Source organism: Portibacter marinus, assembly GCF_021533195.1.
GTDB lineage: Bacteria > Bacteroidota > Bacteroidia > Chitinophagales > Saprospiraceae > Portibacter > Portibacter marinus.
Map to the genome: position 1 here is coordinate 578,696 of NZ_JAJNKB010000001.1, position 22,192 is coordinate 600,887.

The 22,192-nt window shown below is 40.1% G+C and carries 12 protein-coding genes; 5 read left to right on the forward strand and 7 right to left on the reverse strand.

Annotated elements, in window-relative coordinates; all coding sequences use genetic code 11:
• Positions 1-83: 83 nt before the first annotated feature.
• Positions 84-1,976 (forward strand): T9SS type A sorting domain-containing protein, encoded by a 1,893-nt coding sequence (locus L2567_RS02455; protein ID WP_235296103.1) that lies wholly within the window; start codon positions 84-86, stop codon positions 1,974-1,976.
• A gap of 63 nt (positions 1,977-2,039) precedes the next feature.
• On the opposite strand, the gene L2567_RS02460 is transcribed toward L2567_RS02455, so the two are convergent.
• Positions 2,040-2,495 carry a heme-binding domain-containing protein gene (locus tag L2567_RS02460; protein ID WP_235296104.1) on the reverse strand — a complete coding sequence of 152 codons (456 nt, stop codon included), beginning with the start codon at positions 2,493-2,495 and terminating at the stop codon, positions 2,040-2,042.
• A gap of 47 nt (positions 2,496-2,542) precedes the next feature.
• Positions 2,543-4,429 (reverse strand): AAA domain-containing protein, encoded by a 1,887-nt coding sequence (locus L2567_RS02465; RefSeq protein WP_235296105.1) that lies wholly within the window; start codon positions 4,427-4,429, stop codon positions 2,543-2,545.
• Between the two features lie 72 nt (positions 4,430-4,501).
• Here L2567_RS02465 and L2567_RS02470 point away from each other — a divergent pair, with 72 nt between their 5' ends.
• Positions 4,502-5,539 (forward strand): glycerophosphodiester phosphodiesterase, encoded by a 1,038-nt coding sequence (locus tag L2567_RS02470; RefSeq protein WP_235296106.1) that lies wholly within the window; start codon positions 4,502-4,504, stop codon positions 5,537-5,539.
• A 186-nt stretch (positions 5,540-5,725) separates the two neighbouring features.
• Here L2567_RS02470 and L2567_RS02475 read toward each other — a convergent pair whose 3' ends face one another.
• Positions 5,726-6,574, reverse strand: coding sequence for a DUF2911 domain-containing protein (locus L2567_RS02475; RefSeq protein ID WP_235296107.1), 849 nt, complete (start codon positions 6,572-6,574; stop codon positions 5,726-5,728).
• 92 nt (positions 6,575-6,666) lie between these two features.
• Positions 6,667-17,208 carry an SdrD B-like domain-containing protein gene (locus L2567_RS02480; protein ID WP_235296108.1) on the reverse strand — a complete coding sequence of 3,514 codons (10,542 nt, stop codon included), beginning with the start codon at positions 17,206-17,208 and terminating at the stop codon, positions 6,667-6,669.
• A gap of 427 nt (positions 17,209-17,635) precedes the next feature.
• Between L2567_RS02480 and L2567_RS02485 the strand changes: the two genes are divergently transcribed.
• Positions 17,636-18,409 (forward strand): hypothetical protein, encoded by a 774-nt coding sequence (locus L2567_RS02485; protein ID WP_235296109.1) that lies wholly within the window; start codon positions 17,636-17,638, stop codon positions 18,407-18,409.
• A gap of 32 nt (positions 18,410-18,441) precedes the next feature.
• Positions 18,442-19,515, forward strand: a complete 1,074-nt coding sequence (locus L2567_RS02490) for a threonine aldolase family protein (protein WP_235296110.1) — start codon at positions 18,442-18,444, stop codon at positions 19,513-19,515.
• On the opposite strand, the gene L2567_RS02495 is transcribed toward L2567_RS02490, so the two are convergent.
• Genes L2567_RS02495 through L2567_RS02505 form a run of 3 tightly spaced genes read right to left on the reverse strand, consistent with a single transcriptional unit; the run spans position 19,455 to position 21,784 of the window.
• Complete coding sequence (locus tag L2567_RS02495; protein ID WP_235296111.1) at positions 19,455-20,060, reverse strand: bifunctional nuclease family protein; 606 nt, start codon at positions 20,058-20,060, stop codon at positions 19,455-19,457. The genes L2567_RS02490 and L2567_RS02495 overlap by 61 nt on opposite strands.
• Positions 20,060-21,022 carry an electron transfer flavoprotein subunit alpha/FixB family protein gene (locus tag L2567_RS02500; RefSeq protein WP_235296112.1) on the reverse strand — a complete coding sequence of 321 codons (963 nt, stop codon included), beginning with the start codon at positions 21,020-21,022 and terminating at the stop codon, positions 20,060-20,062. Before L2567_RS02500 ends, L2567_RS02495 begins: the two co-directional genes overlap by 1 nt.
• A gap of 21 nt (positions 21,023-21,043) precedes the next feature.
• Positions 21,044-21,784 carry an electron transfer flavoprotein subunit beta/FixA family protein gene (locus L2567_RS02505; protein WP_235296113.1) on the reverse strand — a complete coding sequence of 247 codons (741 nt, stop codon included), beginning with the start codon at positions 21,782-21,784 and terminating at the stop codon, positions 21,044-21,046.
• Positions 21,785-21,871: 87 nt separating this feature from the next.
• On the opposite strand from L2567_RS02505, the gene L2567_RS02510 reads away from it, so the two are divergent.
• On the forward strand, positions 21,872-22,192 hold the full coding sequence (locus tag L2567_RS02510) for a tetratricopeptide repeat protein (protein ID WP_235296114.1): 321 nt from the start codon (positions 21,872-21,874) through the stop codon (positions 22,190-22,192).

Here is a 22,192-nt window from a genome sequence, read left to right on the forward strand (position 1 = left end):
TAATTGTATATATTTGACGATTTTAAATGAAGGCGTTTCTTAGGCGCCGGGAAAAATGCTTTAATTATTAAATAAACTTGAATATGAAATTAAGAATTACACTTTCTTTATTAACGGCGTTATGTGCGGTTTTAAGCCTTCAATCGCAGGTGATCTGGGGTGGCCCTGGTGATCCAAACGGTGAGTTTGCCGGCGGTCTAAATGACTGGACCACGGTAGCAATTGCTTCATTAAACCCAGACTCAGTTGAAAACGCTGTGTGGATTTGGGATGAAGATGCCATACCCAATAGAGGTGCATATGGTGTAAATGCCACCATTTTAGAATCGCCATCTGCGGCAAACGGAGCTGCATACTTTGATTCCGATTTTTACGATAATGGAGGTACTCAGGGTGCTTTTGGCGAGGGACCTGCACCTTCACCACAAACTAGTGAACTTATTTCTCCTTTAATTGATTTGAGCGGAGAACAAGATGTAGTTTTAACATTTTATCAAAAATTCAGAAATTTTTCTGCCGAAACTGTGATCAATGTTTCTGGAGACGGAGGAGCAACTTTTACACCTTTTCCTATAAATTCTGATGTTGCACTTAATGCTACAAGTACGGGCACATTTCAGGCAATTAATATTTCAGAAGTTGCTGGAGGTCAATCTGAGGTTGTGATAAAGTTTACCTGGTCGGGTGATTACTATTATTGGATTGTTGATGATGTAGCAATTACGAGGCTACCTAATAACGATTTAACCATCATCGATGATGAAACAAGTCCATTTTATACACCTCATTCTGCTGTACAACCAGTTTGCGCCATAGAAAATGATCCTTTCTTCTTCAGTACTTCTGCATCCAATTCAGGTGCCGATACTATTTTTAATATGACTTATAAAGTATCTATCTATAATAATGATACGGAAGATTTCATATTCAGTGATAGCGTAGTATATGATGTGTGGGCTCCCACTATTTCAGATAGCACCATTTTCATAGAAGATAATTGGACACCTGAAGGACTTGTACCCGGAATTTACAGAATCGAGCACGAACTCATAAATCCAAACAATTCTGCTGACTTCAATCCTGCTGATAACGTTGCGATCCAATTTTTTGAAGTTTCATCTACAACGTTTGCAAAAGAATTTTCAGGAAATGGCAGATTTGGAACCTGGAATGATGGAGAATTTTATGCCGTTGGAGCATTTTATCAATTAGGTCCAGATTGTGCTGAAAATTACACGATATCCTCTGTAGACTATGCTGTGGGACAAGTAGGTGCGGATACTCTGTCTCCATTAGTTGGAAGACCAGTTCAATTCTGGTTATGGAAATTAACAGTTCCACTGGATAGTTTTGATACTTCAACAAATTATGAAGAAGATATCATCAATATTTCTCACCCTTCAATGGAATTTGTAGCTTTTTCTCTAGATGAAATTGATGAAGAAGATGCAGCAGCAAACATAATTGTATCTGATGAACCTTTCCTAAGTATCGATGGAGATATCATCAATCCACAATTAGAGCCAGGAGAAACCTATGGTATCTTTGCTCATTGGGGTACTGATGGATCCACTTCGCCTTTACATTTATTTGTATCAGATGTCAATACCACCACAGATCTTTTCTACTCAGGTGGATGGTTTGGTGGATTTTCTGATACTAAATCTGCGCCGATTTTAAGATTACAATTAGAATTAGAGTCATCAGTTGATGATATACCTTTATCTGCTGAGGCCTTTAAAGTATATCCAAACCCCACTAGTGACTTAATCAATTTAGAATTAAATTTAGAAACCAATTCTGATGCAACTATTACGATTGCAGATGTCACTGGTAGAGTGATTAGTTATCAAAACTTATCAAAGGTTCAGAGTGAAACATTATCAATTAATGTCAGCAACTATGTTTCCGGAACGTATTTGGCAAGAGTTGCGACTGACATTGGTACTAAAACAATAAAGTTTGTGGTACAGTAATTCAAAAATAAACCAAATTACCTCATCAAAAAAGGCTTCCTTTCAATGAGAGGAAGCTTTTTTTTATATTTTTTCATACTGCTCCTTAAACCAATCCACCATGGCAGAACGCTCCAGGTCCGTCAAACGAGCTTCCGGATGTGTAACTTTAAAGGAAGATATAGGCATCCAACCCTTTTCCGTATATTCCACCGCTTCTTCAAATTTGTGTTTCGCTTTCTTTTCAGAATAATTGGCAAATTCCGAAAAATTTAAATGCTTTCTACCTTCATTGACATGGCCCTTTAACCACCACCCAACCGGTTGTAGGCGTGTATACCAAGGATATTCTGTATTATTGGAATGACAATCATAACATGCTTCTTTTACCTTGATCACCAGTGCATCTTCTGCCTCATAGTTGGCAAATATGTCCTGCGAAGGATCGGAAACCGGATTGGTCGTGTCGATTGGAAAGAATTGAATGATAATAAGGGCTGCAAGAGCAACCAAACCTGCTATTTTGAGTTTTTTCTTCATACTGATAACTTGAATCTCTAATCTAAACAAAATAATTTATATCCTAATTATCCCATGAATTCCCAGGCCGATCTATAGTTGCCGTTTTGATCAACGTGATCCGCTAAATCTGCAAAAAGTTCATAGGTAGCCAAAGTAGCAAAATCTCCAATGAGAACCAGCTTTTTCATAGCTCGAGTCATGGCTACATTTAATCTGCGCTCATCTTTTAGAAATCCAATTTCATTGGTCGTATTAGATCTTACCAAAGAAATAAAAATGGCCTCCCGTTCTTGTCCCTGAAATCCATCTATAGAATCAACTTGGATGTCAAAGACCTTCAATGTTTCATCATCAGAAATCAATCGTCTGATCAACCTCACTTGCTCTGCATAAGGACTGATGATTCCAATGGAGGCACCAGCCAATTTCTCTGCCTGGCTTAGTAAATATTCTCTTAAAATGAAGTATTCTCCTTCATTAGATATACTTCTCGTTTTATAATTGTAGTCCTCATCAAAACCACAACCACTGGTATCGATCAAAACCAGAGGCTCTTGATCATTTGGCAAAGTCCAGTCCACCACTTTGTCCGCAGCGATTAATTTTCCTTCATAAAACTTTTGATTAGGAAATTTTAAGATGGTAGCATTCATCCGATATTGCACATCCAAAAGATAGCTATGCTTAATATGGTCTGCCATACGGTGTAACAACGTTTCTCCTAACCCGAATTGGAGTGCCTTCGAGCTTTTCACCGTTGGAGCCAATTGAAGGTGGTCGCCAACTAAAATTACTCTCCTGGCTTTCAAAATGGCGTTCCAACATTCCGGTTCCAAGGCTTGTGAAGCCTCATCGATAATAACGGTCTCAAACTCCAGGTCCCTTAGATGTTGACTTTCGATGCCGATTAAAGTTCCTGCAATGACTTGCGCTCCAGATACTAAATTCGCCACTAACCGATCTTCCAGATCTCTTGCCCATTTTTTTAGTTCTTTAGCCTCCTGATACATCAGGTGACGATTCGCTCGCTCGTCTGAACCGAATTTACGTTTATAGGTACCAGCCATTCTTCGGGCTTCTTCCGCCTCAATTTTGACCTTTTTAATATGGTTCCAATCTGAGTGATTTCTAGTTTTTTCATCAAGGGTCAAATGAGAAATGTCGTCATCGATTCTGGTCACATTGCCTATCCTTAAAACATTGACCAGCGCTTTATCCAGCTTATATGCCAAAAGATCCACAGCATTATTAGACGGTGCACATACCAGGATTCTTTTTTCGGACTTCAGCAACACCTTTACCAATTCAATGATGGTCGTTGTCTTTCCTGTCCCCGGCGGGCCATGAATGATACCCATCCTATCTACCTGAAGCATCCCACGAATAGCTTCATTCTGCGAATCGTTTAATTTGTCAGAAGAAAATGCACTTTGAATATTTTGGGAATAGGAGAAATCATCTAAGTTTTGAACGCCTTCTCGCAATTCCTGGTGAGGGACTGACTTTGTTTTAATCAACGAAAAAATAGCCTCTCGCATCACCCTATAAGGCTTTTCATCGTAGCTTAACTCCATCATATACCATCCTCCACTCTTGAACTCGTCAACGGTTAAATTGGTGTTAGATAAAATAATGCGAAACTCGTTTTTCTTTGCAAAGGCAACACTTGCCTTGTATACTTCATCTTCGCCACCTTCTCTACTTAATGTGCACGCAGCACCTACCTTAAATTTATGATTTTGATCTAAATTCTTAGTTCTGAATAAAACCAACTCAACCCTTTCACCAATACTGTAACTGGCTCTTTCAAGACTTAAAGGATATAACAATATCCCTGATTTGATCTTGTCTTGCCTGGAGTCGTTCGCTCTCAACTTTTCGTAATATCTCTCTTCAGCTTCTCGCTCTGCTTCGATGGCCCTCAGCAGAGTCTGATATCTATTTTCCTCCATGGAGCAAATATAATATTACCATTGGCACAAAAATCTTAAATTGTGATTTCAGCTCAATTTTAATCATGGAACATGAGAACCATTTTTATCTTTCTACTTGCTTTGAGTTGCCTTTCAGGTCAATCAATCCATAGCATGGTAAACCAATGTAAAGTTATTGGACATCGCGGTGCACCTGGCTATGGTGGAGAGAATACGCTTTGGGGTTTCCAAAAAGCTGTCGAGTTGGGTGCAGATGGATTTGAATTAGATGTCATACCCACTAAGGATGGAAAGCTAATCGTTGGCCACGATTTTGACCTGACAAGACTCGTTGGTATAGATCAACTCGAAGCAGTCTTTCCGTTGGATAACAGACATTATGTCACTGAATTTACTCAAGATGAATTGAAGCAACTAAAAGTAACTTACCCGGCCCCAGGCAAAGATAGGTACGATTATGTATCTCTGACAGAAGACTATAGAATGCCAAGTTTGGAGGAGGCTTTGGATCTGCTTATTGACCTGCGTGAAAGGAAGAAAAAACCTGACCTGGTCATTTATATAGAAGTCAAAACGAAAAAGGGTTATATGAATACCACGAGCCTAAACCAAATATCTTTCTTGATTACGAAAGCCTTAGAAGAAAGAAATCTGTTGGATGATGCCAATGTGTGGCTTCAGTCATTTGATTTTGAAATGATGGACGTCCTGGCTGCTAATCCACAGTTGAAAAACATAGCTAAATCTCAATTAGCATTTGACAATCTGAGTGAAATCCGAAGTTTCCGAAAACCTAAAAAAGCTAAAAAATATCTACAGCGCAAAGTCGTGGACCGGAATCTAGAGTTCATACATCTATGGAAAGTACCTACAAAGTACATACTTGAAAAAAAGCAGGTACCTCTTATTGATCTGGCACATCAAAAAAATCTAAGATTCCATCTTTACACCTTTCGAGATCTTCAGTTCAAAAGCGATTATGATATCCTTAAATTATTAGGCGTGAGCGGATTTAATAGTGTCGAAGAAGAGCTTGAGTATTTTATTAGTAAAGGGGTAGATGCCATCATGACCGATGATGTACTTTCGGCGCTTGAAGTGAGAAATCGCTTGATGAGTGGAGAATAGAACCATTAAATAGCCACCTAACCACCCTACCTACCTTGACTTAACTCGCGTTAATACTGCATAAAAACAATCCCAGATACATTTTGTATCTTGAAGGGCATCTCATCAATAAAAATGGGTCAAAGAAATGTTCTTCAACCCATGTAATCCGTAAATAATTTTGTCAACTAAATATAATTGACGCCATTATTTTTTCTTCCACATTGCTATGGAATCGTTATTCATCTTGACATAGTCATCATTTCCAGCTTCTTTTGCAAGAGCTAGTGACTTCTCAGCAACCTTAATGGCTTCATTATACCTGCCTAATTCTGCCAGGATCAAAGATTCTTGTCTCAATTGCCAAAATCTTGGCTCACCAACCTTGGTTTGCTTTTGCACATATTCAAGAGCTTTGTCCAGATCTTTGCCTGCATTCAGATAATATACTCCCGCAGCATAGTAATCAGCTGGTGTAGGACCAGCTAAAACGCGATCGATTGCAGCCATGACTTTTACATCTACATCAGTGCTAATCTTCACAGGGATATATACATCATCCCACATCATACCCATTGTTGCACCATCACTCGTCAAGTTTCCAAACATAATGGTAAACGTTTCAAAAGACATTTGCAATTTGACAGGCTTAACCATTACTGCAGCTGCAGGATCTTTGTCCACATAGGCACCCCAGTTTCCACCTTCATAAGGGTAGAAGTGAACAGCCCATTGTGATTGTCCCGGCTTGGTTAAGATGGCGTAAGAACCGGCGTCGAGCTTCTTTCCTTCAACCATCACATCATCAGAGAAACTGATTTTGGTGGCTTGATTCGCACCAGTTCTCCAAATCTTGTCATAAGGAACAAGAGCATTTGTACCAAATATGTCCCTTCCCTTTTTGCTAGGTCTTGAATACTCAAGATTAATCTCACCGATTCCAAATTCCTGAGTTACTGTGGCCTTTGGACTTGGAGCCGGAGTCCTGATTTGACCCATGGCTGTAGTCATTGCCAATGCACACATCAACAAAGTTAAATTGAATATTTTTCTCATAATTTTGTATTTGTTTAAATAATGCACGAAAATACTAAAAACGGCCTGACTATATCAATAATCAGACCGTTTAACACATTATTATCAAAATTCTATTTTAGTAATATCATTCGCCTCGAAATCTTTTCATTGTCCGTCACTAGTTCATAGTAGAACACACCATTTTGATCAAAATCACTCGACTTCAGCACCACCTCATTTCTGCCTTTGATATAGTCGCCGGAAATAGATCTCACCAATGCACCAGTAACCGTGTAAACATTGATGGTTGCTTTCTGGTTCGATGGTAGATCAAAACTGATCGTCGTCTTATCCTTCCAAGGATTAGGTGTATTAACCATTGAAATCATATCGGAGTTACTGATCATTTCTCTTGGAATGATATTCAACGAAAGCGGTCGAATTTTCAAAGCCTCGTCGTATAGTTCATTATCAAAAGATACATTAAAGGAGATAGCATCTTCTAACTGCATTGGCTCTGCACTACTCAACTTGATATTGAAGAGTGTTTCGTCACTTCCCACGTTCAAATTTTCCTGTGGTAAAATCAGCAAGGTCAACAAAGTTTTGCTTCCTTCTTGTCTAACGGACCAATCTGAGACACTGATATCTAACAACTCTGATGTGATATCCACAACACTGATAGAAGGATGCAGCACAAAGCTTATTTGTCCTCCCACCAACTCAAGGTTATGAGATAATTTCACAGGTACAAGCAATTCATCCAAAGCGTCTATTTTTTGATCGTGGATATTGAAAACCAACGGTGCTCCTCTTCTGACAACATCATTCAACTTGTTCATCTGAATCGATCCATTAACATCACCAACTTTCATTCCTATGAAGTCAACCTTGTGGCTCTTGTTCATATCATAAACCATGAATGACTCTGGGAATACTTCACTAAACGGATTAGATGCATCCACAAATGAATATCCCGCATCCACAAATCTCCAGCTCGTATTATTAGGGAATGAGTTTACTAGCCCAAGAATGTTCTTTCTTAAATCCAGCAAGTCCTTTCCTGTAATCTTGCCTGATCTATTGATATCCGCGGCAATCAATTGATACGGCGAAGCCAGCTTCGTAATATTCAAAATATGACGCTGAATTAAAATCAAGTCCAGAGAAGATACACCAGCCATATGATCTGTATTCTTTTCAGGTCTTAGCTCGTATACTTTTTCACTTTGCATTCCAGCAAATCTGTAGAATCCTGAAGCATCCGTCATTTCATAAACATCACCATTGATCAGGTCCATACGTACATCCGGAACATGGAGTTTACTTTCGGTAGCTACTGTTCCTTCAATTCCATTCAAGTTGTCAGGACATACGTCATTAGGATCAGTGGTCACATAAGAAACGATACAAGTACTAACATTACCACCCTTGTCCTTCACATATATATCTAAGGTGTGAGACTTAAGGATAACACTATCACATGTGAACACAATGGTGTCATTAGTCATGTCAAAGTCAGGATTAAATGAATACATTAAATCTGTAGAATCCGTGGTATTGTCTGAAACTCCGAAGAACCATTGACCATCAGAAGGAAGCACAACCGTTTCGCCGTCTTCTTCAATCGCAATATTTCTATTTCTACACATTAGTTGTGGAGGTACTGTATCCAAAACGATATTAAATACTATTGAGTCCTCCGTTGTGTTGCCACATCGGTCCGTTGCGGTTACTCTAACCGTTGTATTTCCTTCCGGGAAGTCCCCTATTATCGTAGTTCCCATTCCACTTACTGTAGTATCAGAAGTATACACCACGCTAATCTCATTGCAGTCTGCAACTTCAAACTCATAGGAAACCAGTGTATCACATAGGAACAGTGAGTCTTCTAATGTAATCATTGGCGCCATCTCGTCAATAACAATAATGACTTGCTCAAAAGTGAAAACATTGAATGGATCTGGACATGAGTCAATGACCATCCAGGTTCTTACCACCGTATCCTGACAATTCGAATTTGATGTGATAAATTGATCTTCAAATGCAAACCCAAGGTTTGTACACATAGAATCCGGTATCATCACAGTAGGTCTGCTATCGATGGTATCCGGATCAATGCTGATGCATTGCTCTATGACCAAAGTATCTGCCGGCCAGGTTATGTTTTCCCCTCCAAAAGAGGAGCCCGTCTGCACGGTTAATATTTGCGAGCATTGACTTGAATTTCCGTTAATATCAGTGGCTGTGAATGTTCTCACGATCGATCCTGTTCCACATTCGTTCAAATTAAAGGCCACTGTATCAATCACATCTTCCGTTAAAACAGAACAGTTACTACCTATCGTATTTACATTGCCAAAAACGCTTAAATCATCGACAATATCCACACAATTTATAGTCATATCAGCAGGGCAATTCACGACAGGAGAAATGGTATCCAGAACCATGACCATTGCCGTACAACTGGTATCACCAAGTGAACTGGAAATCGTCAATGTCACTGGGTTTTCAATACCTACATCATTGCAGAAAAACATATTTCTGTCGATGGATTTTGTAGCATCTTCAGCACATGGCACACCACTGCCTCCGTCTACATCTGCAACTTCAATGGTCGCTTGTCCGTCTTCACCAAGGTAAACTGTTACATCATTAGCAATACACATGAGCATACCACCAGATTCTACGGTGACAACTGCCTGGCAATCTGTAGTGTTTCCCGCACTATCTACCGCCATAACATTAATGGTGACATCTCCTATATCATCACAGTCGAAACTAGTACGATCTAATATTAGACTATCTAGACCTGAACAAATATCAAAACTTCCATTATCAATATCATCTCCTGTTATCACAGCTTGATCATTTCCATCCAGTTGTACGGTAATATCTTGAAGAATACAGACAGGTTCACCTCTGTCGACAACAGTGACATCCTGCTCACAATCTGTAAAGTTACCACTGTCGTCAGTAATCCGAAGAATTACCGTCTGAGTTCCCAGTCTTTCGCAATTAAAGCCATTATTCATGATCTCTAGGTCGGCTAATTCGCCGCATAAATCAAAACTTCCGTTATTGATCAGGTTCGCCGGAATGGTCACCATTGCATCATCAAACAAGTTGACATTGGTAGTTCTGGTTACACATATAGGTGCAACACTATCTCTTACAGTGACCTGAGCCATACACTCAGTTGTATTCCCACTTTCATCAGTTATGGTTAGCACGACATCTTGAACGGTCCCAGCATCCGGACAACCGAATACAGAAGGAGTTATCGTGCGATCAACCACCATTCCACACTCATCAAAACTTCCATTATCTATTAAGAAGGGATCAATTGTTATGTCCGCTATTGTATCCGTAACGTTGATGGTAATATCATTCACATCACAAATAGGATCTGCGTTATCAGTAACCAATACTGTCACTGCACATGTTGCAATATTCCCACACTTATCTGTTACTGTATACACCACGGTATCTAAACCTACTGGATAGATCCCTGACGCATCACCTTCATTAGAATCTGCAAATTCAGAATCATTGGTAATGGTAAATTCAGTAGTACAGTCACTCAACACACTTGGAATTCCCAATTCTGCTCTTCCTTCACAGGAATCATCTGAAGAACTTACCGTGACACTTGAAGGACATTCGATGATCGGTGGCCTGTTGTCAAAAATAGTAATGACTTGAGTTGATGTAAATACCATGGGCTCTCCACACATGAAGGTTACAGTCCAATCTCGAATGATGGTCGTACAACTATTATTCACGTTACTGGAATCACGATCATCGAACTCAATATTAGTCATGGTGCAAATACATTCCGGGTCAATCATCGGTCCCCCACCTATAGTTTCAGGACTCAAGTCGACCACACACTCAGTGATGGTAATGTCAACCGGCATAACAATGCAGTCCTCAACATCTCTACAAATATCAACATCATTGTTATCCTGGACATCTAAAGTAGTTGTACAAAATCCAACCTGACCTGAAGGAGTAATGGCATAAATTCTAACGGTTCTCATGCCAATGCTGTCACAATCATAAGTTCTGCAACTGTCTGCAGGATTCTCGGTGAAACTATAAATGAGACTATCCCCACAAGGATGGTAACTACTGGCGTCAAAACTCCTGGCTTTGACAATGGCCATTTCATCATCAAATTCACCATCATTATCTAAATCCATAGCAGTAAGTCCTACACTAAGACCATCATGACAAACCACAATTGGCTCGACACAATTCTCGATCGTAAACTTCTGTCGACAGGACACTGTATTTCCACATATATCTGAAAATCTAAATAAAATAGAGTGCTCTCCCAATGGATACTCACCCATGACGGTAACGGTATCTCCGGCACCAAAATCTTCCAGATCAAAATCACCATCATTATCGAAATCAATATAATAAGCGTATCGCATCATATCTCCCGGAGTACAATCATCAGAAGCGCCAGCTGATAAAGTAACTGTCCCTGTTTCACAATTCTCGTTGAAAGAACAGATGGTAACATCCTCACAAGTCGATGTTAATACTGGTGGTACATCGTTGAAAATTTCTATGACCTGATCATATCTCCAAAACATAAACTCACCATTTTCATCAAATTGGCAGAAGTCTTCTACAAACCAACTTCTGATGATTTTCTGACACGTTGTTTCTGAATTTAGAATGTCAAATACTTTGTCAGAATAAGAATAGGCAGGCTGAGTACAGAAACCTTCTCCTATAAATCTTGGATAGCCATTGGGTTCTGGCAGGTTTTCAGGCAATAAAGAACCTGCATCACATTGTGCAGAAGTGAAGTAATCCTGAGGCCAGATGATGTTGTCAAGGTCAAAAGTATCTTCTGTTATAACAGTTATAAACTGTGAGGTTGTCGCAGTACCATTTCCATCTGTAGCAATAAATCTACGCTGAATGATACCTGTCCGACACTCATTCAATCCTGAAAAGACAGTTTCCTGGATTTCTGTATTATTACAGTTGTCCGTGGCTACTGCTTCTCCAAATCTCGATAAGTCATCCAGATCGATGGCTTCAAGACAGTCAACTGTTAAATTCGGAGGAGCAACAATTGAAGGAGGATTTTTATCCTGAACATGAACACTGACCATACACTGGTTAGCATTTCCAGAAGCATCATATACTCTGAGTACAACCATCACTTCTTCCCCGACATCTTCACAACAAAACTCCACTCTGTCGCCAAACAATCCTCCGTCATCCATTCCACATGCCTCTCCTCCATCCATTCTTCGGATTTCCAGGCCACCAAAGGCACAATCATCATAACTACCATCGTCGAAGGAGCTCGCAAGAGCATAAGTAGTTCCATCAGTTCTTACACTTAAAACAGTATGCTGCTGGCAAATGGCAATCGGAGGTGTTCTATCTTCAACCGTCACTGTAATCGAACAACTACTGGAATTCAGGCAATCATCAGTAACAGTGTAAGTGACCTCATGAGTTCCTAGAGGCAACAAAATGGTTCCGCCGTTGGAATTTTCTAAGAACCCACCAGGATAACTGATATCCACTCTTGGATCTGTAGTGCAATCATCAGACACTAATGCCTGTGGCAAATTGACCACACCCTCGCAAGTAGATCCATTTGAACTTACTGTCATGTCACCGAGGCAAGTAATCTGAGGTGCCTCCATATCCGCAATATTGATAAATTGTATAATAGTATCCGGGGTGACATTATCACAATACCACTCAAATATGAGCCAGGTCCTCATGATTTTTGTAACACATCCATTAGTTGGAAACACCTTGTCTTTATAAGTCACACCTAGATTACAGAATTCTCCGCTTGATGGATAAATAGGTTGGCCTTCTAGCATTGGCACACCAAATTCAAAAGGGTCCAACTCACCTCCATTCTCTAGCGTATCAAGATAATTGCATGTCAAGGCATTATCATTCATAACCGTTCGGTCTTCAGGTCCTACAATAGCATCCACATCTGGTCTTAAAACTGAGATTTGTTGCGTACACTCATCTGACTGATTTCCATATTCGTCCTGAGCCTTAAATGACCTTGTTAGTATATAGGAATAATCAGGATCACAATCTAATTGGGTCTGAGTCTGTCCAGTGGCAGTCAAAATGATATCTTCTGAACAATTATCAAGTACGAAAGGTCCATTATACTCCATCATCTCAATACAAGATACTGTAAGGTCGAAACACTCAATCTCAGGAGCTCTTTTGTCTTCCACATAAATCGTAGACCAGCAAGAATTACCACTACAATTATCCATGACTTTCGCCACTACCTCTCGATCTACATAATTGTTCCAATCTACGTTGTTTCCCAGCATAAAACCTTGTGGAGTTGTATAAATGACCGAGTAAACAGCCTCCACATTTACCGGAGTAGTTAATATCGCATCCGGACTAATGCTTAACATACAATTATTATCCAAAGAAACATTCATATTGGATAAGCAAGATAAAGTACCCGCGCTTTCACCTATCGTTACGGTTCTCATTGCAGGTGAATAACAAGCAGACTCGTCATTACTGGTAAAAACCAAATCTACTTGTGAGCCAACGGTGTTTCCATACTGTACATTCACACACTCAGCATCAGAAGCACCTACTATTGCAGCATCACCATCCACGATCCATTCATTCTCTGCACTGCCGTCAAAATCGTCGACACAATAGGTAACTAAAGCACCAGTGCACACCCCTTCCGCAGCTTCAAAATTGTTGGTCGCATAGTTGCAAGCTTCATCACTAATAATTTCCTGATCACCAACCGTGTTTCTCACCACTACCTCGTAGTCCTCCCCATCTTGTCTCACACCAAAAATGTAGTATTCACTATTGCCTGTTCCGCCGATCGGATATTCAGGCAATATGTAGCCATCTGGTCCTGTTGCAAATTCGGTCATTGGATATTGAGAGCCCTTTGCAAAATCATCTCCAGTCGGAGGATTCATTGTAGTAAAACCTGCGTCGAAAAGTCCGTTTGATTGTTCTATATACCAAGTCAGTCCAGATGGAGCAATGATCTGAATAAGTTCTCCAAATTGACCTTCTTCCGTATTTGTAGCATTTTCAAGACATATGCATGACTCATTGACAAGAGATGAAAACACAAATACAAAGGCCGGGTCGTGATCGTCTTCGTCCTCCCCATTCTCTCCATTGACCTGATTATCTGTAGGTCCACCAGGAAGTCCACCTGGGTCATTGTTTCTTTCATCATCAGGATGAGAATCAACATCACTATCGCTTAGGTCACGATCATCCATTCCTGTTACATGATCGATCTCGGCATAATTGACCAAGGTTCCGGCAAAGAAATCCTCGCCCACTTTCAGAGTGACCTTAATTGTAATACTGTCTCCTGGCTGCAATCCTCCTGGAATAGTGATTTCTTTTTTGGCCATTCCTTCGCCGTCCATCAACCACTCAGGATCATTTAATGTCATGCCTTCAGGTATATAGTCTACAATACCAATAGTTTTGGCGGCGATTTCACCTTGATTTAAGACTTTGATTTCAAATTCAACATCACTCCCCGCTTTTACGGAATTTGATATGGTTGTTTTAATCAAAGCCAGGTCAAAGAGCTGATAATTTAAGATGGCGGGATCATGATCGTCTTCATCTATGGTTCCGTTATCGTTAATCTCGTTATCAGTACCGTCATATGGGTTTCCGCCATTATCATTGTCTCTGATGCCATCTGGCGTGGAATCTACGTCGGAGTTTTCATTCCCGTATTCATCAACAGCGGCACTAATTTCCGCATAAATGATGATTTCATTTCCAGGAATTAAATTTCCAGTCTCAAGGGTTAAGCTTATGGTTCTTGAGGTCAATGGGTTGATGCTTTCATCGATTAAATAGGTAACAGTCGAATCATCCAATAACTTCCATCCATCATTGATATCAGGATTAAAGATTAAATCCTCAGGTAAGTAATCTGAAATCGTAACACTTTGGGCAGCAATAGAACCCTGATTGAAAATGGTGATCTTAAATTCCACAGAGGAATTGGATACCACTTGTTCTCCAGGATCTGTAAGTTCTTTTCTTAATGCTAAATCAAATATACCTACAGTTGCAGGATCATGGTCATCTTCATCTATTGTACCATCATCGTTAATTTCATCATCTGTTGCCTGTCCTACAACGCCACCATTATCATTATCAACGATATTATCGGGGGTAGAATCCACATCTTCCAGCGGATTGCCATCTGCATCGAATGCAGCTCCTATTTCTGCATAGTTTACCAATTGACTAGTGGTTGCACCCTCGTTTACGATTAGCTTGATATAAAGCTCGTGCTTAGAACCAGGAGTCAACGGTTCGCCCAATAATGTTTGTGCAATACCATCATCTAATTTCCATCCTGGATTTTGGCCCGGATCAAAAGTGTATGCTTCGGTCAAATAGTCATTGACAATCACTTCATCTGCCGCAATGCCACCTTGATTGAAAACCGTGATTTTATAAGTGACGACACTGCCATATTTAACCGCGTATGCACTGATCAACTCCTTTCTGAGTGCCAGATCAAAACCTCCGGCTGGAGTAAATCCAATATCAAAGGTGTGGTCTGACTCATCAGCGCTCCCTGTAGTTACTTTGATTGCAGGCTTTCCTTCAAAAACTTCACATGCATCTGAGATAGTCGCATCGCTGTCATTGATATCTGGTTGAGTACCAAAACCAACGTCTGCTTTGGCCAGAGTATAGGATGTACTTTCAGTCGTAAGGATACCGGAGTCCATGTTAAAATCCTCATCCACTACAACGATATAATACATCGCTCCTGAGGCAGGTCCATCAAAAATCCCATCATGATTAAGATCTACATTGCTTTCATTGAAATAGTAATTACCGTTGGCAGCTGTGGTTGTACTGCCTACTTCTTCACATTGCTCATTGTACAATTTAAGATCTACATTTGGCATGTGTGGTTCCCCAGCATCCTGAATGCCGTCGTTGTCAGTATCCACCCATAAAAGATTGCCAATTTCTAAAGGTAGGTCACCGCAAATCGTAACCATATCTCCAAGCCCAGAAGCTTTACCAAACTGAGGATCGTTTGTATGTTCATAAATAATTCCTACGCCAAGTTTTTCTCCCGTAGAAGTACTGTACTTATGCAGACCACCGGTGTAAGAATCGAAATCAGGGTCAAAAACGGTGGCTACAACTGAGCCATCACCAGGGAGTACCATGACACTTCCGGTCGCAATTTCTGAATGATACTCAGGACCTGATATCCAATAATCATAGCCGAAAAACTCGCCACCGCCAGGTCCCTCTCCATTAGCAGCATTAGGGTGACTACCGGTCAAAGGACCTGCCTGGGCGTTGTTCTCCAACCTCCACGTTCCGTTATCATTCCATGCTAATAATATATCAGGATGTTGATCATCCAGTCTTCCCTGAGTCACAACACTGTGATATCGGTGAGCGATCCTATCCGATAGGGACAAGATCATATTTCCTTCATCGGTGATTGCCAGATCTGTCAGCCAGTGTTGCGTTTTTCTCGAATCTGCGGGAGTATCTCTCCAAAATCCTCTTGGATAATCCGAACTAAATATCTCGCTGAATTGCTCAGTAGTCAAGTCAAATTCAAATACAGTGACTTTCACTTCCCCCTTATCTTTTTGCTGGAAAGCAGTACATGTTGTACCAACGTATAGTTTATTTCCTGACCTGGTCAAAGCGAATGCTTTATATAAGTCAGCTCCCTTGCAACCCGGGTCTGGTACTTGAAAAGCTCTGGTTGTCGATGTAGTTGGGTTAGTAGAGGACAAGCTGACCAATGTATTATTATATATATTAATAACATATAATGTTTCACCATTTTCTGAGATCTCAATGCCGCCGAGCCCCATTTTTCCTACTTGTGCGCCATATTCAGGCACATCTGGATCAGTTAAGATCGTTCCAATGGGTTGACCCAGTTGATCTAATCTCGCATGTAATTCGGTTACACCTGTCTTCGTATTGGTACTAAATATCGCACCATGTCCGTGCTCACTAAGACCCGCATATTGCTTGATAAAAGCAGCTGAAAACAATTCTTGAGTGGAAGGCTTCCAGGTTAGTCCCCAAACGGAACCAGTTTGGCTCTTCATCGCAAACTTTCGCACCTCGCTATCTAGAGAAAAATTATAATCTGTAAAAACAAGCGTTTCTATGTTGTCGTTCTCTCCTACTCCACCTTGCACAAAACAGGTCAATGCAACCCTTGCATTATCAGCACAGTATGATGCCGGGTCTACGAGTGAAAAATTGACATCGCAATTAGGGCTGGATACAAATTGCACGCTGGTCCCATTACCAGAGCTACTGGGGGCAGGACTGTAATTTCCGCCATGGACAAATTCTATTCTATAATCTACATCTGACTGTAAATTTGAAAAGCTATATGCTCCAAAAAAATCAGTCATTTCCTGTTCTACTAATTCTCCATCAGCATTAAAAGCCTTTACCAAAACATTAGCCACTCCCTCACCTGCACCTTCTTCAATAACACTTCCAGATATGGTATTACACTGTCCAGTTGCGCTCTGCAATCCAAGTAAAAGTAGTGCTAAAAATAATGCTGATCTCAAAGAATTGTTGCCGGTTTTTAAGCCGAATTCGCTTGTTATTCTCATGTAAGTCGTTTAAATCGAGTTGTTTTAAAACAATAGTTTTCTTAAATACAGAAGGATTCTATATTATTCTTTTGAGAGGTGTCGAGTAACAGTTTTGGTTGAGTCTTATTAGACCTATGACAAATATATAAACTATTTCTATACAAGCATTAAATATATTAAAAAAATCATATATATTTTTTTCACATAATATGTAACTGGATTAAATCATACCTTTTTTCTTGGCATTAAAATTGAATTTTCCCATTACATTTGAGATATATTGGAGTCCATGTTTTTTCCGACAATTGAGGTAAATGCTTTTTATTCTGTATTAGTGTTCTATTTGTCTTAAAAAGCACTCACAGAATTTTAAAAACAATAACTTTGTACACGGAAGCAGCATAAGCAGAACCATGCCGTTTCTTACCATAACAATTAGAATGAAATGCGTAGCAGTGTAGGACTATTCCTAGTTTTATTATTATTTGGTGGGTGTTCACTTTTCAATGAACCTGGTTCCGAATTGATCTTGAATGTCGACAATGAGTTTGAAGTAGACATTATTGAGCATCTTCAACCTGAGGGGCGAGATTTACGATTTGCTATGTCCTCCATTAATGAAGTGATGTGCGAAGAGTCTGAGCTCGTACTTCAGACCGCTAAAAGTAGCAATGCTATAAATATAAAGATTAATGAGATTGCGGTCATGGATAATTGCAATTCTGGTATGAGTTATCCATATGGCGAGGCAGACTTTAAATTAAGAAATAGAGATTACCAATTGAGTATCCAGGTGAAAGAGCTGAATAGCCACTTTGGAATGCTGAATGTGTCGGAGGAAGAATACATCATCACGATGGAGGATTCTAAAGGACTGGTCCTAACCAGAAACAATCTTCAGAAGATCCCTAATTCCTTTGCCTGGGGTTATTACCAAAATACTGCCAATGGATCAAGCGATTTAATTTCATCTTTTTTACGCGAAAATAACTTGGTAGTGAGGCCATTGGTTCACCTTAAACCCGGTTTCTATTCTTATTTCAGTATTGATTCAGAAGGAAATGTCATCATTGATGATTTGCCTTATTCTGGTAGCATAGAAAAGATTGCATTTGATAACATCGATCTGACCAAAGTCAAGGATAATCTTTCGACTTTTAAAACTCAGAATCCTGACTTAAAATTTACCATGTATTTTTCTGACGGTACAATCCTTTAATTTTCTTTATTTTCATTTTCTAAACTAAGAAAATGGATAAGGTGATTAATTTGATGAGCGATACGGTGACAAAGCCAGGCACGGCCATGTTGAAGGCTATGATGAGTGCAGAGGTAGGTGATGATGTCTTCAGACAAGATCCCACAATCAATCGTCTGGAAAAGCTCGCTGCAGACCTTTTCGAAAAAGAGGGTGCACTTTTTTGTCCTTCAGGAACCATGACCAATCAAATTGCGATTAAAGTCCATACTCAACCATTAGATGAGGTGATTTGTGATGAGCTTTCTCATATCTATCAATATGAAACCGGAGGGTATGCCTTCAATTCCGGAGTCGCTATCAACCTCATTAAAGGAAACAATGGTAAAATAACGGCTGATCAAATTGAAGCTGCAATTAAAGATGACTACGATTGGCTACCTAAATCTAGCTTGGTCGTCCTGGAGAATTCTTGCAATAAGGGGGGCGGAAGCTATTATACATTAGAAGAAATTGCAACTATTAGCGCCCTTTGTAAAGAGCGAGGACTTAAACTGCATCTTGACGGTGCCAGATTATTCAATGTTTTGGTAGAAACGGGCGAAAGCACTGCAGAGGTGGGTCGTTATTTTGACAGCCTTTCCATTTGTCTGAGTAAAGGATTGGGAGCGCCGGTTGGGTCTTTGCTCATCGGTGATACCGATTTTATCAGCCAAGCCCGAAGATTTAGAAAAGTGATGGGAGGTGGGATGAGGCAAGCTGGAATTCTTGCCGCCGCAGGCATATATGCATTGGAAAACAATGTAGAAAGATTAAAGATCGACAATGACAGAGCAAAGGAAATTGCTGAAATTTTAGGTCAATGTAATTTTGTGGACGACATTCGACCTGTAAAGACCAACATACTCATCTTTGATATTAAAAGTAAATATGACGTTCAAGAGCTGCTCAAAAAGCTAAAAGAAAATGACATACTAGCGGTGCAATTTGGACCACAAACCATTAGATTTGTTTTTCATCTTGACATTACCAAAGAGATGATGGACCGGCTGAAAACCGTACTTTCTCAACTGTCCTTACCTTCACGTGATTTTAATTCATCACGAATTTCAGCTGCACGCTCATAGTCTTCGTTTTTGAGAACTTCTTCCAACAGCTTATTAAGTGCATCCTTGCTGTAAGTATGTAGTGGTGCATCTTCATCTTTTTCCTGTTGTCGGGCAGGTCTGCTGGCTGATGAAGCCATTCTTTCTTCTTCCGCTTCATCAAGCACTACTCCTGCCTGCTCCATGATAAACTCAAAAGTATATATGGGACAATCAAATCTAACTGCCATAGCAATGGCATCTGAGGTTCTGGAATCAATTTCAAAATACTCTCCATTCCTGAGGCACACCAGCTTCGCATAAAAAATACCGTCTAGCAAGTTACTGATGACAACTTCTTTAAGCTCTATATCGAATGTTTCGAGGGTATTCTTAAATAAATCGTGAGTCAATGGGCGATTTGGTGACATTTTTTCCATTGCAACGGCAATGGCCTGTGCTTCAAATCCACCAATCACGATTGGAAGTCTCCTTGATCCTAAAATTTCACCCAGTACAACTGCATAGTTATGCGACTGAGTAACGCTATGAGATAACGCAACTATGTCCAGTTCTATTTTTTTCATTAAGCTTCGGCTTTAAATTTTCTCAATGCCTCGTTAAGCCTCGGAACCACTTCAAATAAATCACCCACCACACCGTAAGTTGCTGCTTTGAAAAATGGTGCTTCGGGATCCTTATTAATTACGACAATAACCTTTGAATTGTTCACTCCTGCAAGATGTTGGATTGCTCCTGATATTCCGATAGCAATGTACAAATTAGGTCTTATGGCAATACCTGTCTGACCTACGTGCTCATGATGAGGTCGCCAGTCAGAATCGGCCACAGGTCGGGAACATGCTGTCGTTGCTCCAAGAATGTCCGCTAGTTCTTCAATGATTCCCCAATTTTCCGGACCTTTCATTCCTCTGCCAGCAGAAACGACAAGTTCAGCTTCGGGTAAAGGGACAGTACCCTCTGAGACTTCAACCTCTGTAACCTGCAATCTGCTCGATGGTATTTCAGCTGACATCTGTTCTACATTACCAGCACTTCCTGTTTCTTCTACACCAAAGGAATTTCCCATCAATGAAAGAATCTTAACATCGGTATTGATTTCATAAGTAGCAAATGCTTTACCAGAGAAAACACCTTTGGTCACTTTAAAACTTCCATCCACGTCAGGTAAGGCGTTGACTCCGGAAACTGAGCCAGCTTCCATTTTGACAGCCAATCTTCCAATCAAGGATTTTCCGTTGCTGCTATGACTTAAGATGATGACCTGAGCGCCGATATCTCTGGCAACCTGAGCAATTACTGAAGTATATGCCTGGCTATTAAAGTGATTCAAAGCCCCATCGTTCACATTCAAAATTCTTGAAGCCCCATACTTCCCTAGATTTCCGGCACCATTGACTTCACCCAAACAGAGTGCAATACAGTCAGCACCCATTTTCTCAGCTACCTTACTGGCATAGCTCACCGCTTCAAATGCGGCCTTTTTAAATTGTCCTTTTATCGTTTCAGCAAATACTAATACTGACATCTAATTCTAGTTTTTCTATATTTAAATTACTTTCGACTCTTCGTGTAACAACCTTACTAATTCATCCATGTTTTCAGGATCAACCAGTTTTACACCTTCTTTCTTTTCAGGCAATTCATATTTGACCACACTTACCGGTGCGGGAATGTCTCCAGGCTCTATGACCTCTAGCGGTTTCCGCTTAGCCATCATGATCCCTCTCATGTTAGGAATTCTTTGCTCGGCCAAACCCTTAGCCGCGGAAATGACAAAAGGTGTATCTACTTTTATTCCTTCGACACCACCCTCTATATCTCTGTTGATCGTAGCAGTCTGACCTTCCATTTCCAACTTGCTGGCATATGATATGAATGGCAAATCAAGATACTCTGCAACCATTCCTGCAACCTCGCTACCATTAAAATCTATGGTTTCTTTACCCGTAAATACAATATCATATTGCTCATCTTTTGCATGATCTGCGATCAACTTGGCAACGCCCAGTGCACTTTCAGGTTCTGCATTAATTCGTATAGCTCTATCTGCTCCAATGGCAAGCGCCTTACGAATGATGATATCATTGCTTGCAGGCCCAACATTTATAGCCACAACCTCACCTCCCAAACTTTCCTTCAACTCCACTGCTCTTACCAATGCATACCATTCGTCATAGGGGTTCATAATGAACTGAACACCAGAGGTGTCGAATTCGGTATTATTTTCAGTAAAAGCTATTTTCGCTGTAGTTTCAGGCGTTTTGCTAATACACACTAAAAACTTCATAACTTATTTCCTTAATTTTGCCACAAATATATATAATTATAACAGATAACATTTGTGAACAGCCATTGTTGTCAAAAAATTGTCCAGATGACTGAGCGTCTTGAAACTTTATTAAATCACATAGAAGATTCACCAAATGATGGATTTCTCTTGTTTGCCATTGCAAAAGAATATGAAAATATTGGAGAAGCAGAGAAAGCATTAGAATATTACGAAAAATTGAGAATAGATGATCCAAAATATGTGGGCTTGTATTATCACCTGGCAGGCTTGTATGCAGAACTGGACATGACCGAGGAAGCATTGGCCATATATGAGAAAGGAATCCAGGTCGCAGAAGATCTCAAAGACTTGCATGCGCTTTCGGAGCTGAAAGGAGCCAAATTAAATTTAGAGCTAGAATTATAA

Coding starts and splice junctions, on each gene's coding strand:
- L2567_RS02455 (WP_235296103.1), top strand. CDS start 84: ATGAAATTAAGAATTACACTTTCTTTATTAACGGCGTTATGTGCGGTT.
- L2567_RS02460 (WP_235296104.1), bottom strand. CDS start 2,495: ATGAAGAAAAAACTCAAAATAGCAGGTTTGGTTGCTCTTGCAGCCCTT.
- L2567_RS02465 (WP_235296105.1), bottom strand. CDS start 4,429: ATGGAGGAAAATAGATATCAGACTCTGCTGAGGGCCATCGAAGCAGAG.
- L2567_RS02470 (WP_235296106.1), top strand. CDS start 4,502: ATGAGAACCATTTTTATCTTTCTACTTGCTTTGAGTTGCCTTTCAGGT.
- L2567_RS02475 (WP_235296107.1), bottom strand. CDS start 6,574: ATGAGAAAAATATTCAATTTAACTTTGTTGATGTGTGCATTGGCAATG.
- L2567_RS02480 (WP_235296108.1), bottom strand. CDS start 17,208: ATGAGAATAACAAGCGAATTCGGCTTAAAAACCGGCAACAATTCTTTG.
- L2567_RS02485 (WP_235296109.1), top strand. CDS start 17,636: ATGCGTAGCAGTGTAGGACTATTCCTAGTTTTATTATTATTTGGTGGG.
- L2567_RS02490 (WP_235296110.1), top strand. CDS start 18,442: ATGGATAAGGTGATTAATTTGATGAGCGATACGGTGACAAAGCCAGGC.
- L2567_RS02495 (WP_235296111.1), bottom strand. CDS start 20,060: ATGAAAAAAATAGAACTGGACATAGTTGCGTTATCTCATAGCGTTACT.
- L2567_RS02500 (WP_235296112.1), bottom strand. CDS start 21,022: ATGTCAGTATTAGTATTTGCTGAAACGATAAAAGGACAATTTAAAAAG.
- L2567_RS02505 (WP_235296113.1), bottom strand. CDS start 21,784: ATGAAGTTTTTAGTGTGTATTAGCAAAACGCCTGAAACTACAGCGAAA.
- L2567_RS02510 (WP_235296114.1), top strand. CDS start 21,872: ATGACTGAGCGTCTTGAAACTTTATTAAATCACATAGAAGATTCACCA.